Origin of the sequence: Mesorhizobium sp. B2-4-19 (genome assembly GCF_006441315.1) — a bacterium.
Taxonomy (GTDB): domain Bacteria; phylum Pseudomonadota; class Alphaproteobacteria; order Rhizobiales; family Rhizobiaceae; genus Mesorhizobium.
The window spans coordinates 290,417-304,809 of sequence record NZ_VFUV01000004.1 but is presented as its reverse complement, the minus strand read 5'-3'; the positions used below and the strand labels follow the sequence as shown (position 1 = coordinate 304,809).

The 14,393-nt window shown below is 62.8% G+C and carries 14 protein-coding genes and 1 tRNA gene; 5 read left to right on the top strand and 10 right to left on the bottom strand.

Annotated features, from left to right (window positions below; translation table 11 throughout):
- Positions 1-35 precede the first annotated feature (35 nt).
- Complete coding sequence (locus FJ546_RS31550) at positions 36-290, bottom strand: hypothetical protein (RefSeq protein ID WP_246686798.1); 255 nt, start codon at positions 288-290, stop codon at positions 36-38.
- Positions 291-675: 385 nt separating this feature from the next.
- On the opposite strand from FJ546_RS31550, the gene FJ546_RS31545 reads away from it, so the two are divergent.
- Positions 676-1,074 carry a hypothetical protein gene (locus tag FJ546_RS31545; protein ID WP_246686797.1) on the top strand — a complete coding sequence of 133 codons (399 nt, stop codon included), beginning with the start codon at positions 676-678 and terminating at the stop codon, positions 1,072-1,074.
- 50 nt (positions 1,075-1,124) lie between these two features.
- Here FJ546_RS31545 and mobC read toward each other — a convergent pair whose 3' ends face one another.
- The 5 genes from mobC to FJ546_RS10010 form a co-directional block, all read right to left on the bottom strand.
- Complete coding sequence (gene mobC, locus FJ546_RS10030) at positions 1,125-1,469, bottom strand: plasmid mobilization relaxosome protein MobC (protein ID WP_181167880.1); 345 nt, start codon at positions 1,467-1,469, stop codon at positions 1,125-1,127.
- Positions 1,470-1,762: 293 nt separating this feature from the next.
- Positions 1,763-2,245, bottom strand: a complete 483-nt coding sequence (locus tag FJ546_RS10025) for a hypothetical protein (protein ID WP_140889173.1) — start codon at positions 2,243-2,245, stop codon at positions 1,763-1,765.
- Positions 2,246-2,891: 646 nt separating this feature from the next.
- On the bottom strand, positions 2,892-4,265 hold the full coding sequence (locus FJ546_RS10020) for a hypothetical protein (protein WP_140889172.1): 1,374 nt from the start codon (positions 4,263-4,265) through the stop codon (positions 2,892-2,894).
- Positions 4,266-4,577: 312 nt separating this feature from the next.
- Positions 4,578-6,464 carry a DNA (cytosine-5-)-methyltransferase gene (gene dcm / locus FJ546_RS10015; RefSeq protein ID WP_140889171.1) on the bottom strand — a complete coding sequence of 629 codons (1,887 nt, stop codon included), beginning with the start codon at positions 6,462-6,464 and terminating at the stop codon, positions 4,578-4,580.
- Between the two features lie 592 nt (positions 6,465-7,056).
- Entirely contained in the window at positions 7,057-7,278 is a 222-nt protein-coding gene (locus FJ546_RS10010) for a hypothetical protein (protein ID WP_140889170.1), read from the bottom strand.
- A gap of 1,564 nt (positions 7,279-8,842) precedes the next feature.
- On the opposite strand from FJ546_RS10010, the gene FJ546_RS10005 reads away from it, so the two are divergent.
- From FJ546_RS10005 to FJ546_RS09995, 3 genes are all read left to right on the top strand, one after another.
- Positions 8,843-9,541 (top strand): Crp/Fnr family transcriptional regulator, encoded by a 699-nt coding sequence (locus tag FJ546_RS10005; protein ID WP_140889169.1) that lies wholly within the window; start codon positions 8,843-8,845, stop codon positions 9,539-9,541.
- A 93-nt stretch (positions 9,542-9,634) separates the two neighbouring features.
- Positions 9,635-9,880 carry a hypothetical protein gene (locus tag FJ546_RS10000; RefSeq protein ID WP_140889168.1) on the top strand — a complete coding sequence of 82 codons (246 nt, stop codon included), beginning with the start codon at positions 9,635-9,637 and terminating at the stop codon, positions 9,878-9,880.
- A gap of 8 nt (positions 9,881-9,888) precedes the next feature.
- Complete coding sequence (locus FJ546_RS09995; protein WP_140889167.1) at positions 9,889-10,116, top strand: hypothetical protein; 228 nt, start codon at positions 9,889-9,891, stop codon at positions 10,114-10,116.
- A gap of 66 nt (positions 10,117-10,182) precedes the next feature.
- On the opposite strand, the gene FJ546_RS09990 is transcribed toward FJ546_RS09995, so the two are convergent.
- The 4 genes from FJ546_RS09990 to FJ546_RS09965 form a co-directional block, all read right to left on the bottom strand.
- Positions 10,183-10,518, bottom strand: coding sequence for a DUF2958 domain-containing protein (locus FJ546_RS09990; RefSeq protein ID WP_140889166.1), 336 nt, complete (start codon positions 10,516-10,518; stop codon positions 10,183-10,185).
- Entirely contained in the window at positions 10,518-10,724 is a 207-nt protein-coding gene (locus tag FJ546_RS09985; protein ID WP_140889165.1) for a hypothetical protein, read from the bottom strand. Before FJ546_RS09985 ends, FJ546_RS09990 begins: the two co-directional genes overlap by 1 nt.
- Positions 10,725-11,623: 899 nt before the next feature.
- Positions 11,624-13,330, bottom strand: a complete 1,707-nt coding sequence (locus FJ546_RS09970) for a hypothetical protein (RefSeq protein WP_140889162.1) — start codon at positions 13,328-13,330, stop codon at positions 11,624-11,626.
- A gap of 81 nt (positions 13,331-13,411) precedes the next feature.
- Positions 13,412-13,487, bottom strand: a tRNA-Ile gene (locus FJ546_RS09965).
- Positions 13,488-13,622: 135 nt separating this feature from the next.
- Here FJ546_RS09965 and FJ546_RS09960 point away from each other — a divergent pair.
- Positions 13,623-14,333 carry an SIMPL domain-containing protein gene (locus FJ546_RS09960; protein WP_140889161.1) on the top strand — a complete coding sequence of 237 codons (711 nt, stop codon included), beginning with the start codon at positions 13,623-13,625 and terminating at the stop codon, positions 14,331-14,333.
- Positions 14,334-14,393: the final 60 nt, after the last annotated feature.

The following is a 14,393-nucleotide window of genomic DNA, read 5'->3' as shown; positions in this document are numbered from 1 at the left end:
ATGGTCGCGCGCGGCCCGCACGAGCACGGAGAGGGTCAGGTTTTCCTGGACGTGGCGTCGATGCGCGCCGTCAATCCCTCGATCGCGGCGAGCGTGGACTCCTGGTTCCTCAAGATGGCGGTCAGAAGGTCCGTCACTTCCGCGAGCGGACCCGCCTCGCCCGCTTCCGGAGGCTCCAGCAAGGCCAGCAGCGGGCCCAGCGCCTCGGCCGCCTCGCGGCCGGCGCGGGCTTCGTCGTAGGTCGCTTTCAGGGCGCGCATGGCGGGCGGCTGCTGTGTCGGTCGAGTCATGTGAATCCCCCTGTTGCATTCGTTTCGCCACCGCCCGGCGACGCTCTCCCGACAGACGGTCGAGGGCTCCGAGCGTCACGCCGTCCGGCCCGGTGACGATCCACACACCTGGCTTGTGGCCAGGTGCGATGTCGAGACCGTGTTCGGCCAGCGCCGCGCGAAGTGCTGCGGGTCCGTCACTGGCTTTCCAGGCCCGGCGCACGACATCGCGGACGTCCGCGAGATCGATTCCGTGGCGCGCTGATCGGGCGCGCTGCCGCGACGACATCGCCGACGCGGGCGGCTCTGGCGGAACCTCGCCCCGCACCTGCGCAGCAACATTCGGGCGGCCGATACGCTCAAGTTCCGAGGCCACGGCATCGGCATGGCGGCTCGGCGTGACCCCGTGACCAAAATCGAATTCAAGAGAACGGGCTGCGGCCTCAAGCCGGACATAAGACCGTCCGTCATCAAGGGCGCGCCCGTCCGGCCCGACATGCGCGACGACGATGTGGTAGTGCGTATCGACGTCGCGGCCGCGCCTGTCCTTCCCCCCGTGCTCCCATACGACATACGCGTGGTCCTCGACCTCCATGGCAGCGAGGACACGCGCAACCGCCTCGTCCCGCTGCCGATCGGTCATGGGTTGACCGGGAGACAGGCTGAGATGGTGACAGGCGACCGTGGCGCGCGACCCGTCCCGCAGCGCCTGCATGTAGTCCAGTGCCTCGGAAGCGGTGTCCACCGGCGCGGCGACACTCACGACGCGCGACCGCTGCCCGTCCTGTTTCGACAAGTGGGCTAGCAGGTAGCGGACGTCCTTGCTGGTGCGGCCGTGGCGGGTCGTCGTGATGATCATCCCGAGCGCTCCTGCCTGAGCGCGAGGATGGTGGCCGTCAGGCAAGACAGTTCCCGCCTGCAACCTTCCAGCGCCTGCGCCGGCACGTATCCGCCGACATGGGCATGACGAGCCATCTGGTTCAGGAGGTTGCCGATCCGCCCGAGATCGCCGAGCGCCCGGCCTATAGCCTGAGCGAGACCGTCAGGCCGACGCCGCACGGATGCCGCGCGCCCCACCGCCCGCATGACAGCCTGCCTGGCGTAGCTGCTCGGGCCGAGTCCTGCCGCGTCGGCAGCGGCATCGAGCGCGGCTCGCTCGTCGGTCGACAGACGCAACGTCGTGGTCGTCGTCCCTGACATCGCGGCTCCTTTTACGCGCGCCAACGGCGGCGTCGTGGGGGTCAACGGGGGAGGTCTTCCTCCCCCTTGCCAGCGGGCGGGCGTAGCACCGCCCATTGCTGGCTTCTTTCACTACCTTCACTTTCTTCAAGGCTGACGCCGATCCGTGTGCGCGGCAAGCGCCGGCGCATTCATGTCGCCCGAAGCGGCTTCGGATGGAGCTGGGGATCGAAGGAGGCGGTTTCGCCGTGCCATGCGTGTCGGCAAAACACAAAGGCGGGCGACCGGAGCCACCCGCCTTTGTCATGGCCCGCTTATGCGTGTCGGTCGATGAGCATCTGTGCCCACTGGAGCACGCCGCGCTTTGCGGACCACTCGTCCGGATACTCTTCCCGGAACACGTAGCTGCCCAGCTTCACCACGCCCTCCACATGGTCATCGTCCAGGACATTGACGCCGCAGGCGACGACAATGCCTTTGCCCTTGAGGATGGCTTCCAGACGCGTCGACTTCCAGATCGACTGGGGCACGTCGCGCTCGACAGCCGGCAGCTCGATCAGAGCGACCGTCGGCCAGTACCCAAGCCGCTTGAAGGCAACCCTCGACGCAAGCTTGGCACCTCGCACGGTGGGGTATTTCTCCCCCATCCAAACGACCTGCTGGGTGCGGAGATCGCACACGGCAGCGTCGAACATGCCGCCGCGCGGTGCAACCAGCGCCTCGGCAACGCCGGGAATCACCAGCAACCACGCGTCGGGCGGGAGCTGCGTCCAGTTAGGGGAGTTGGTCTCGGACATGGTAAGCCTCCTTTCGTCCAGAGGCCCGGCGCGGCGATCGTCGCCACGACGGGCCCTTACCCGGCGCGAAAGGGGACTCATGTCCCAAGCTGAGGCTGGACCTGGCGGAGGGGATGCAATGTGAAACAGTCATTTGCGTGTGCCCTCCTTTCCGGCCACGAACCACTGATTGCCGCGACAAGGCGCGACGGTGAAGTTACCCCCTTCTATCCGAACAGAACTTTCGAAATGCCGGATAAGGATCCTAAAAGTCGAGGGATCGGGAATTTTCGCCATGACATAGCCGTTTCCCGCATTCTCATGGGAGTGGCGACCGCAGGTCCGGCAACGGGCGTGAAGACGTCACCGGGGTGCGGAGCTAAGGTGCCATGCGGGACGAGGGTAGTGCGGTTGCGCATCAGGACTTGACGCGATGCTCCCCGACCGTCGGGAGCATCGTGACGAGGCAAGCCGAGGGAAACCTGCTGCACGTCGCGGAATGGTGCCCACCCGCGCAGGGGGGAGCATGGCCAGGCACCACCGGCAGAGCCAAGCATTCCAGCCCCATTATTTTCGTTGAGCCGGGTCGCTTCGCTCCGTATCGGTAGGGCTACGCCACCATATACCGTGACGAACCGCTAACGCGTTGTTTTTACAGCGGGACCCATCACCCCTTCGCGTTGGCTTCGGTGATCGCTTTCGAGACCTGGAAAGCGGAAACGCCGAGCATGTCCGCGAGCTCGCGCACGGTCAGGCCTTTGCTCACCTGGAGGAAACGTGCCTTGCGGCCGAGTTCCAGACGAGCCGCCTGCAAAGCGGTCCGGTCCTGCGCACCCTTCCGACGTCGGGAGTCCCGCTGCCGCTCGGCCGTGATCTCGCGGGCGCGATCGGACTCGACAAGCATCCTGAGCCCCGCCTCCCGCATCTCGCCAGATTCAATTTCGAGCCATTCGACGACCGTCGACGCCTTCATGCGATAGCGGGGATCGACTTCGCGTCCGTCCCACTCTAGCCGTTGGCCGGCCGCCGCCATGCGGGCGCGCGCCAGCGCCGACGACATCCTGCCGCGCGTCTCCTTCCCTTCCCAGCCGGCGGCCTCGTGCGCGAGCGCGGAGAGTTCCCGCTCAAGCACCTGATGTGGGCAGAGCCATGCCATGGCGGTGGCGGCGCAGAACAGCCACCTGTCGCGTTCGCCGGGATGGATCGCGCCTTCCGGATAGCGGTGCGTGCGAAGCCGCTGAAGGTCCGACAGCATGGTCTCCGCCCACGTGGCGACCGTCAGTGTCCGCGCCGGTCCCCCGACCTGCATTCCCTCGGCTTTACGCCTTGCCCGCTCCGCCGAAAGGCTGAGGAGACCCGTCCGCGTGTGGGGCAGCACCTCGTCGGCGAGGTCCGAGAACACATGCCGGAACGGCTCGCCCACGCTGCCGTTGCACCAGATCATCCGCACCTCCGCGTCGAGCGGATCGGCGCGCGAGTTGAGAGATCCGGAGACGCGGAAAACGCGTGCGGCATCCAAGGCCGCCTTATCCGATCCGAACGGGGTCAGGATGTCGGCGAGGCGCTTCTGCACCGCCTGCCAGCGCGGCAGGGCGTTGCGGGGAAGAAGTTCGTGCAGCCAGACCAGGCACAGGCCCCGCCCCGTCTTCATGACGAAGGAAGGCGATGGGATGCCGGTCTCGTCCAGCGCGGCAAGCGCCCCCTCGGCGACGACGCGCGGGTCCTTGCCGGCGTGGGTCGCCCGTCGCTGGTAGTCGAGATCCTGATAGAGCGCTCCCAATGTCGAAAGCTGCGCCAGACGTCGCCAGCCGTGGAATGCGTTTTGCGAGAAATAAAGATCGATAGCCTCGTCCCGCCGGATGAGATCGCGGGCGGCAAAGGGAGCTTCGGATATGTCGACGCTCCATTCTTTCCAGTGTCGTCCGCCCGGCTCGGCAATCCGCTGGCCGAAAGAGACGGTGCCGCGACGCCTGCCACCGTCGAGGCGGCCGTTGCGTGGGTGCAGGGCCACAACGTGCGCGAGAGCGTCGAACGCGTCCAAGCCCAAGGAAACGACGTTGCCGCTGGTCGCCTCGAACCGGGCGGGCGCTGATATATCTAATTGTTGACATGCTTGGGTAGAGACGGGCTCTGGTGAGGCTGGGACATGTCCCAGCCGGGCGCTCACCCGAGGCGCGCCTTTCTGCTATTGACCACGATATAGGATAATCCGAACATCGTCCTGCCACCTCAACCCCGCCGAGGCCTGCCAGCCGTTGACGCGGGGTTTTTCTTTTCTGGCATCGATGGTCATACGACCGAGAGAATGGCGCAAGCCGGCCGATCAACCGTTCCGCAACCGCAACGATGAAGCTCAGTACACAGGGCGGGCAGCGCCGAGCTTGTCGATGGCATCCGCCAGGATCGCCAGCCGGAATTCGACGTCCACCGAGGGCCTGCCGATCAGTTCCCGCAGATCCGCGACATGAGACAGCAGCCCCATCTTGGTGTGGTAGTCCAGCGGCGGCTTGCGGACCGTCGAGCCCTCGTCTTGTCCCCGCAACTGTTCGCGGCGTCGCCGCTGGCGCTCGGTGGCGGTCATGGCGCGCTGGCCCTTGGTCGGCCGGCCGCGCTTGCGGCGCAAGACATCGGGATCATACTGGACCGTGTGCATCATATCCATGTGTGCGTGCAGCGCATCTCCGATGAAGGACATGACGGGGCACGGCATCGAGTTGCCGATGGCCTTGTATCGGTGACCGTCCGCCACCAGTTCCCCGCGAAACGGGACGTCGGTCCAGTAATCGGGAAAAGCCTGCAAGCGCTCGCATTCCAGCGGCGTGAAGCGCCGCACTGTCCACTGTTCCGGAGGAGTGTCTTCCTCGTCCTTGGTGATGACGAGGAAGTTCTGCTCCGACGACACGCCCGCAGGCTGTGCGCCGCGCGCGTAAAGCGTTCCCGAATTCTGCACGCCCACGATGATGGGGGAGGTTTTCGTGACAGGTTCCGTCACCGCTGCCGAATCCGTCTCGGCGGCGTTTCCGGCGGTGCCCTCGGTGCCGGCTCCGCTTCCGGCTTCGCGCGGGTGAACGACCTTCTGGACGATCATCTGCCTGTGTCCGCCCCCGGTGGGCGATCCCGCCATCAGGGCAAATGCCGTGTCCTTCGACGCCTTGGGCGCGTAGTCGTCTGCCAGCGCGTAGGCGACGACCTGGGGATTGCTCTCGTTGCGGGCCGTCAGAGCATAGGCCTGTCCGCTCGCAGCAGGCTGGGACTTCATGTCGAGCGCGAACGCGGCGTTTTCCGGCAGGCCCTTCCCTATCCAATCCTTCGATGCCTCGGCATCGAGGCGGGCGATCACCTTGGAGTCTCGGAGTCGTCTTTCCGCGCTACGGTATTCAAGGCGATCACCACGTCGGTAGGTAGAGCAGACAGCCTGTCGCGTTTTGAGGCCCTGTTTAGGATGCCAGAGGCTGCTTTCGGGCTCAAAAAGTATCTGGTCAGGTATCCCGAATCCTTTGTGGGTTCCTCCAATATTTGCGACAAGGAAGACTCTTTTGCGCCTTTGGGGGATACCCCAATGAACCGCGTCCACGGTTCGCCAGGCAACCTGCCGCTTTTGACGTCCAAACACTCGACCCGCGTTCGACCATCTTTTCCCTGGTGGCTCCAGCGGACCCCCGGTTTCTCCCGCGAGCGATGCCAGGAGACATCCGAAACCGTTGGTGTCGTCTTTGAAAACGCCATGCACATTCTCCCAAACTACGAATTCCAGTTCGTTGATTTTCCGCATCCGCTCGGCCAACAGGCAGAAGGCGAGCAGCACGTTGCCACGGTGGTCGTTCAATCCCCTGCGCTTGCCGGCGAAGCTGAAGGCCTGGCACGGGCTGCCGCCTTCCAGCACATGCACCTTGCCCAGCGTGGCCAGATCGTCGTCGGTGATCTGGGTGATGTCGCCCCAGTTGACCGTCCCGGTTTCCGGCAGGTCGACGACGTTCTTGACATCGAATAGCCGTTGTTCCCGTTCCGGCTCTGAGAGTCCCGCCTGTTCCGGATCGGGCATGTATCTCGGCCGCCCGGCGCCGCGACGGTAGTGCAGCACATGCGCCGGAAAGGCGGCCGGCTCGGCATAGGCGACGAACTCGAACAGGTTGCTGTCCCAGGAGATCGACGCCGCGCCGATGCCCGAGAACGTCGACATGACTCGATAGCGAAAGCCTTCCTCGTCGGGGCAGACTCTGTTTCGGAAAATCACGGACATCGCAAACCCCGGTTTTCGTGATCTGTGTCACGAAAACCCTTGCTCGATGATGAATCCCATCCGAGGTGTCGCGACGATACGAACAAAAAGCAGCGCATTAAGCACAGCGGCTCCGGACACCTCCTCGAAGAGAGAAACTTCGATAGGGTAGATGCGCGATAGACAACGGCGGTCAGCGTTGTAGGCTGGTCATGCCTGCCAGGCTGAAGGGTAGAGCGGTCAACAGGTGGAAGGGAGCGTTGGGCACCCCCGGCCCCTCCCTTTCTTGTGCAGATCGCGGGGCTTTCCTTCGGCGAAAGAGGCGATAGGATAGGAGTGCCTGCTTGATGCCCCCTCTATCTCGGCAGGCAAAACGAAGGCGACTCGCCCCCAGTCGCCTTCGTCATTTCGAAGGCCAAGAATCGCGCACAACGGTCGCACCGCTTTCAGTTAGTGCGACCGACCCAAGTTATGGCCCTGACGGGCCATCACATGGGGACGGTAGAGCGCAAGAGCCGCCTCCGGGGTGATGAAAAGCTCCCCTTCAGCCTCGAAAATCGATCCTGCCAGGCCTCCGACGCGATGTCGGATGGAAGAGATATGCGAGGCCCGGTCACGTGCCGGATTTTCGTTTGATGCGGCCGTCGTCGAGGGTAAAGGCGCCGTGCAGGCCTCCTTGGTTTTCGAAATCCTCCTGCAACTCGCCCCATGTCCCGAGGAATTTTCCGCAATCGCTACACGTGATCGGCGTCTCCCAAGTCGCGTCCTTCGGGATGCGCAGCCTGATCGTCTTGCAATGGGGGCATTCAAGCAGATGGTCCAGAAATTCTTCCATGGGAAGCGCTCCGACTATCCCGGCGAGGGGCCTTCTCGACAGGAGCAATGAATGCCGGAATATAGGCATCCGCCACGATGAAACCAGATTAATTATCGCGAGGCAGGACGTCGGGAGGAATGATCCGGTTGTGCAGGACATCGAGGGCACCTTTTGCCGCCTCTTCCACAAGGCCGGAAAGGAGCAGGCCGCCCAAGCTCACAATCTGCCCGCTGAGCACATCGAAAACCTCCCACCGGCTGTCAGGAGATTGACGCGTGTCATATCGCGAGTGTTTGGAAACGAAAAGTAACGCGCCGAAACACAAAGAAGTTCCGAAATGGAGTAGACTGTCCGACGCAAAGGTACATAGAATATCGCTGGACGCACTGTTTCGTAGGCCGGGGCAAGGTGATATGAAAGCCATCTAAGCAATTCAAGGTGCAGAATGGGCGAGGAAAAGGCCGCTTCACGGACGGGGAAAGAAGATCCGCGGCAAACGCGAAAAGTGCTATGCGCCGTCTGCGGTCGTTGCGGCAAGCCCGCCGCTGTGCTCGTCCTTGTGCCGCCCCATGTCTACCTGTGCCCAGCTTGCGATTCGCCAGAATTGGGAACCCGCGCCTGACGGCCTTCCGGCTCGCGTCCTTACTGCAAGAGCGCCTTCCGGAGCGCAGTCGTTCCCTGCTCAACGAAGCCCGGAACGCGACTCTTCAGCGCCGGTTGGACGGCATCCGAAGATGAGATGTTCCGAAGGAATACGGCGGCATCCCCGGAGGCGGCCGGGCTTCCGTTTCGGCGTTTCGAGGTTGACAGGCAAGGGAGGCTCCTCAGGTTTAGTGACCTACTAAATGAGGACTTGCTCCCCGAACGGTTTCAAGAGGTTTTCCTTCCGGGGGGAACTCTCCCGTCTCCTCCGCATGGCCCTTTTCCGACTTGGCACCTGTCGCCGATAGGGTCGCCGCCGTGTGGCTCAAGGGGACCGAGTTGGCGCTGCGCGCCTGCCCGCACCACTCTCCTTCCCCTGCCGTCGCCATGCGCCTGTATGGTCGCGGGCGAAGCGGCGGCGACGGGAGAGGACAGCCGGTTTCCGCCGACAGCCGTGGTTTCTGCCCGTCCATGCAAGGAAGCAGCGTATAAAGCGGAGGCATCAGCACGTCCAGCAGGACGATATTGCTGGGACGGTGCCGGAGGCCAATTCGCGACCCTGAGCTCGGTTAACACGGTGCGCCGTAGGAGGTTCAGCATAGCGCCGCGCCAGCGGGAACCGGAACCGACGGACCCCGACGAAGGGACCGTATGAAGAAGGGCGGGTACCCCTGACAAGGCGGAAATCGCTAATTTTCGGCTTCGCACAATAATCTGTCGCGTTTAGGGCCCCATACGCTGCCTCGGCGAAGTCAGGCGGTATCCGAACTCACGGAAATCAACGATCTTTGACGGCGACACGGGGATTTGACGGGATGCCGTGTCGGCCGGGGTTTGCTAATCGCGAGTGGGGCGCCTATGCTGTTGCATCGGCGCCAGTGCGTTTCGGATGCCGCCGACAGTGAGAGGTACGTGCTCTTGCCCGTTAGGGAGCAGAGCCATGCCTCAATCCAATTTTCGCAACGATATTTTGAAAACCCTCGCTCCCGAGGATTTCGCACTCTTGCAGCCGTCGATGCATAGGGTCGAACTGGCTATCAAAGCCCGTCTGGAGGTTTCCCATCAGCCGATCGAACACGTGTATTTTCCGGAGACGGGTATCGCGTCAGTGGTCGCCACCATGACCGGAGGGCGGCAGAGCGAAGTCGGCATCATTGGTCACGATGGCGTGACGGGAGTCGCGGTCATTCTGGGGCAAGATAGGTCTCCCAATGAAACCTATATCCAAGTCGCCGGTTATGGCTGGTGCTTGCCGGTTGAGGACCTTCGCCTTGCGATTACACAAAGCCAGACGCTTCGCGAGCCGCTGCTTCGCTACGCTCACGCATTCCTGGTGCAGTCGTCCCGAACGGCGCTTGTCAACGGCCATTCGAAAATCGAGGAAAGACTGGCCCGATGGTTGCTGATGGTCCACGACCGGACTGAGGGAAAAATCTACCTGACGCATGAATTTCTGGCGACCATGCTCGGCGCTCAGCGTCCCGGCGTAACGACAGCCCTGCAAATGCTTGAATATCGGGGCCTCATTCACGCTAGGCGCGGCGAGATCACGATTGTCGATCGCCCCGGAATGATAAAACTCACACGCGGAGCCTATGGGGAGGAGGAGCAACGCCACTTCGGCATAGCGTCAGCCTGATTGTCCGAAACCGGACAGAGGCTTGAAGGAACTTGAAGGCCACCGAATGTTGCCCTTAAATCGTGCTGGTTTGGGTTCAGGGAGGAATTCTTGATGACCAATGCTTTTCACGCCATCACGCTTGAGAAAGCGGCCGAAGCCTATGTTCGTTCAAGAGGGAAGGCCCGATTCCTTTCCATTGCGCAGGCAATCCGCGCCATCCGAACACTGATGCCAGCCTGCAAGGCCTCCGATCAGGAATTGGAGGAGATGTTGGCGGCGGAATGCATCGTTCACGGTGTTCCCGTCGCTTTCGATGCGACAACAGCCGACAGCGCGGAAACGCGGCTCTATTCATAGGGTCCGAGATGCCCGCGCTCGCCCCGATGCCTACTTCATCGGACGTTCGCCAGGCGATCGTCCTTTACCTGATCGACAATGTCGAAAACCCGAGCATTTCGATGTCGGAGGTCATCCGGGCCATGAGGGAGATGTTCCCGCTTTGCGAACTGACGGATTGGGAACTTGGCAATCTGATAGCGCGAGCCGCGATCGATGCCAGGTTTGCGATCGAGTTCGACGCTGAGGTTCCCTAATCGAGTCCTGCACCGATCGGTGCAAAACTCGATTTGAGATAAGTCGCCGGGGGAGTGGATCGCCGTTTAGGCGACGATCCGGCGATGCCTCCAGGCGTCAACAGCGTATTCGGAGAGCGGCTTGGTCGCCAGGAAATGGCGGTCGCGTTCGACCAGGAGGCGGCCGGGGCCGCGAAGGCTCTGAAGTTCGGCGAGGCTGGCATAGCCAAGCTCGGGAGTACCGTGGCCAAGGTCGCAGAGGCCGAAAAGGGTGTCTCCGTCCTCGGCGAGTTCCGTGAAAAGCCAAGCCGCAGCCGTGTTCGGGAGGAAGAATTTGACGACGGGACAATGATCGCGCTCACGCTGGCGGGAGAGGTCGCTGTTGCGGCGGAGGGCCGTCCGGAGTTCGCGGGTGAGGAGCATTAGCGCTGCTCCTCTTTGCGGGCGCGGATGACGATCCGGCCGTTGACCGGCAGGGCCGAGAGGATGACGTTGAAGCCGTCGCCGTCCTGATGGGGCCATGCGGCGCCAACCTTCGTCCAGTGGGCTTTCTCGTCTTCGCCCTCGACCACAAAGACGCCGTGGGAAGGGAAGTTCTTCGGCGCTGCGGTTTCCTGTTTCTTTGCCATTCCGGCCTCCTGTCGGCCGCCCTGTTGCGGCCGTTCTGGAAGCCCCTGACGGCGGCTCTAGCGACGTAGTTGGATGACCGAAGGGAACGCTTGCGCCTGTCCATGAACGTTGCGGAGCGGACCGCCGTAGGAAGGCAGCAGGAACGGCGCGGGAGCGGTTGGGGAGCAGGCCAGGGCAAAGGGTAGGAAGGCAGCGACCGGACCGAACCCCCCATTCGGGAACCCATAAGATGAAAACAAGTTGCCCGAGACAGAAGAAGCTTCGTTGCACAAGAAGCCGTGGATGTCGAAATGATAGAGCGACATAGCGCCCCAGCTGAACGGCCTTTGATTGTTAGGCTTGGAAATGCGTGCTCGGGGTCATCTCGCGCCCCGATAGATGGGCTCCCCTCGACTCTACCGACCGTTGAAGGTTATGATGCGCGTGGGGTGAAGCATGCCTATCCCGACTGAGCTGAGAAACGTGGTATTCGAGTACGAGTGCCCGATTTGCCGTCACCCTATCGTCAGGACCGGCTCATGGTTCAAATCGGTTTCCAAGTTCGTGTGCGACGAGTGCGGAGCCAAGCTCTGGCTTACCTATTCCGACAAGCTCGCAATTTTCGAGAGGTACAAGCACGTAGAGCGCTCGCGCTCGCCTAGGCGTGACGCTTAGGGAGCTCCGCACGTTTGTCTTCCTTCGCGGAGACCTTCGGCGCGTTTGCGTCCCTGATGAGCTTGAGAGCTTCGTCTATTGTGATGCCGACCTTCCGGGCGAAGTACGCAGCCTCAATCGCCCGATCGCGATCTATTGGCGTTTCCACTTCCCGCTTGGCTTTCTTCCCCATGGCAAGCGACCGTACCACGCCGTGGCGCGATCGGTGCCAGTTATGCGCGTTATTAACAATGTTGCTGTGCTCCTAGCGCCGCCCCCGCTCCGCCTTCACAGGCGTAAGGAAGACACTGAAATCGACGCCCTTGGGCAACGGCAGCGCCTCGATCTGCTCGATCTCATTGGATTGCAGGACGGTGAATCCGTAGCCGTCGCCGACGCTGCCGGGAGCGTGTCCGCATTGCTTGTCCGCGATGAGCTTGGTGGTGTCGCGCAGCCAGTGCTTGGCGTTGTGCCGGAGGGAATGGAAAACGTGCTGTTGCTCGGTATGGATCCCAAGCCCGCGCATCCAGACACCCATGCGCTTTTGCGCCGCATCGGATGGGTCTTTGGCACGATGAAACTCACCAAAAACCCAGACGCGCCGTGACCGCGCGAAGTCGACGAATCCGGCCTCTTTCAGGAACGGGTGCAGCGCGACGACGCGCGGCGACGTTTCCGTTTTCAAGGCGCGGTCCACATCCTTCCCGTTCATGAGCAGCGGCTTCCGAAGGTCGATGACCGTGTGACCGTCGATCTCCACGATGTCCTTGGGCTGGAGCCACACAAGTTCGCCCTGACGCATCCCCGTCAACAGGGCAGCGAGCGGCAGGAACTTCTTGAAGTCATCGCGCGGATACAGCGCGGCGGCGGCCTTCATCCACGTATTGAGGGAGGTGACGGGAAGGCCTTCGCGGGTGGCGCCCTTGCGCGCTGCGGCAGGCATGGTCACGCGGTAGGTCTTGAGATCCCTGACCCCGGAGACGCCGGCCGTCACCTTCCCCCAGAGATTCACGGTCTCGGAGACAAGGCTGCTGACGGCCGATGTCGAAAGGGTCGGTATCTGCTTCTTCGATTTCGCGTTGACCTCTCCCATCCTCCGGATCGAAAGCCCCTTGAGGTGAGGGTGCTGGGTCCGGTTCTTCGGGCACTTCGCCATGACCGTGGCGAATTCCTGCACGTGCAGAGGCAGGTAGTAGCGGAGTGGCTTGTCGCCGATGACATCGACAAAGGCCGCAAGCGCATTTTCCAGCCGCTCCTGATAGCGGTCCTCGTCACCTTTGCCTCCGCCTTCCTTGGCTTTCTTCCGGAGGTCGAGAATGGTCTTGCCGCCCACGCTCAACAGGGTGTCGGCGGTAATCTCCCGTTCGTCGCGGTGCTCGTCCACGGCGACGGCGACAGGCGCGACGACGGTGGGGACGGCGACGGCGGGAGCCGAAAGCGGCAACGGCTCCGCCGTCGCGGCGGGCCGGCCGATGGTGGCGACGGTGGCGATGGCATGGGCATAGGCGGCCCGCTCGGCCGTGAGGGCGGCGGCATCGCCTTCGAGAACCTGTCCGACTGCCTGGAGCCGCTGGCGAATCGCCGCCACAGCTTCCTTGCGACCTTCCGCCCGCGCTTCCTTTGTACGGTAGTAGGCAACAAGCTCTGGCTGGGCGCACTCTCCGTAAGCCAATTCTTCCTTCGCCGCACTGCGCGCACTGGTGGCGGAGAGACTTGCGGAGAACTCTGTCTTTCGAAGCGCCTCAAGCTCCTGCGCCAGCGCCTTCAGGCTTCGCGTCAAAGTCTCCCGGTCCATGTTCATATCCAGCCCCTCGCCCGCGACGACGGCGAGCGCCAAAGCCCGCCGCTGCGCCTCACGCTTCTTCAGTGGCCCAAGCCATACGCGTAGAGGAGTTGAGCCTAGGTTTACGGCCCGCGCGACAGGGATTCGCATCTGGAAGAAGAAGCCCGAATCCTTTTGCCATAGGTACATGGTACGCTCCGGTGTACGTTCGGGTGTACGGTCCGGGCGAGCTCGAAAAAATAAGCAGTAAAATCAATAACTTACGTGGGCTGGTGGGCCTGGAGGGACTCGAACCCCCAACCAAGCGGTTATGAGCCGCCGGCTCTAACCATTGAGCTACAGGCCCCACGCGGGCTGGATTAATGTTTTTCGCTTTCCGGCACAAGGCTTTCCCGACGGGGCTTTCGTGGATCGCCCAAATCCACCCATAATCGCGCTCTACGCGACCTGTGCGACTGGATCGCAGACCAAGGAGATTTTCATGACCAGACATCTTTTGCCCCTCGCGCTCGCCGCTGCAATCGCTTTTCCGGCGATGGCTGGAGCCGCCGATTCGCCGACGCCCGCCCGCATCATTGTTTCGGGTGAAGGCGAAGCGACCACTCCTCCCGACCTGGCTTTGCTGTCGCTCAGCGTGATGCGCGAAGCCAAGACGGCGCGTGCCGCACTCGATGCCAACAACGACGCCATGGCCGCCGTGATCGCTGCGATGAAGGCGGCGGGCATCAAGGATCGCGACCTGCAGACGGCGGGCATCCAGATCAACCCGCGCTACAACTACACCAACAAACCCGATGGCAGCCAGGAAGCCGAGCTCGTCGCCTACCAGGTGACCAACACGCTTTCGGTGCGCGTGCGCGACATCGACAAGACGGGCGAGATCCTCGACAAGGCTGTTTCGCTCGGTGTCAACCAGGGCGGCGGCATCGCCTTCACCAATGACGATCCGGCGGCCACCGTCACCGAGGCGCGCAAGAAAGCCGTTGCCGACGCCATGGCCAAGGCCAAGACGCTTGCCGCGGCGGCCGGCGTCAGCCTCGGCAAGGTGCTCGAGATCACGGATCAGAACATCAGGCCGGCACCGATGCCGATCAACGCCAAGGCTTTCGACGCCGCGGCAGGCGCCGCGCCGGTGCAGGCCGGCGAGAACGCCTATAACGTCCAGGTGACCGTCACCTTCGAACTGAAGTAACCGGCTTCGACAATCCATCGCCGGGCTCTTCGCCCAGCCATGGTTTGTCCGCCGGCGCGC

Bases quoted from the DNA above. Each gene is read 5' to 3' on its own strand.
- FJ546_RS31550 (WP_246686798.1), bottom strand. From the start codon at position 290: ATGACTCGACCGACACAGCAGCCGCCCGCCATGCGCGCCCTGAAAGCG.
- mobC (WP_181167880.1), bottom strand. From the start codon at position 1,469: ATGTCAGGGACGACGACCACGACGTTGCGTCTGTCGACCGACGAGCGA.
- FJ546_RS10025 (WP_140889173.1), bottom strand. From the start codon at position 2,245: ATGTCCGAGACCAACTCCCCTAACTGGACGCAGCTCCCGCCCGACGCG.
- dcm (WP_140889171.1), bottom strand. From the start codon at position 6,464: ATGTCCGTGATTTTCCGAAACAGAGTCTGCCCCGACGAGGAAGGCTTT.
- FJ546_RS10010 (WP_140889170.1), bottom strand. From the start codon at position 7,278: ATGGAAGAATTTCTGGACCATCTGCTTGAATGCCCCCATTGCAAGACG.
- FJ546_RS10005 (WP_140889169.1), top strand. From the start codon at position 8,843: ATGCCTCAATCCAATTTTCGCAACGATATTTTGAAAACCCTCGCTCCC.
- FJ546_RS10000 (WP_140889168.1), top strand. From the start codon at position 9,635: ATGACCAATGCTTTTCACGCCATCACGCTTGAGAAAGCGGCCGAAGCC.
- FJ546_RS09995 (WP_140889167.1), top strand. From the start codon at position 9,889: ATGCCCGCGCTCGCCCCGATGCCTACTTCATCGGACGTTCGCCAGGCG.
- FJ546_RS09990 (WP_140889166.1), bottom strand. From the start codon at position 10,518: ATGCTCCTCACCCGCGAACTCCGGACGGCCCTCCGCCGCAACAGCGAC.
- FJ546_RS09985 (WP_140889165.1), bottom strand. From the start codon at position 10,724: ATGGCAAAGAAACAGGAAACCGCAGCGCCGAAGAACTTCCCTTCCCAC.
- FJ546_RS09970 (WP_140889162.1), bottom strand. From the start codon at position 13,330: ATGTACCTATGGCAAAAGGATTCGGGCTTCTTCTTCCAGATGCGAATC.
- FJ546_RS09960 (WP_140889161.1), top strand. From the start codon at position 13,623: ATGACCAGACATCTTTTGCCCCTCGCGCTCGCCGCTGCAATCGCTTTT.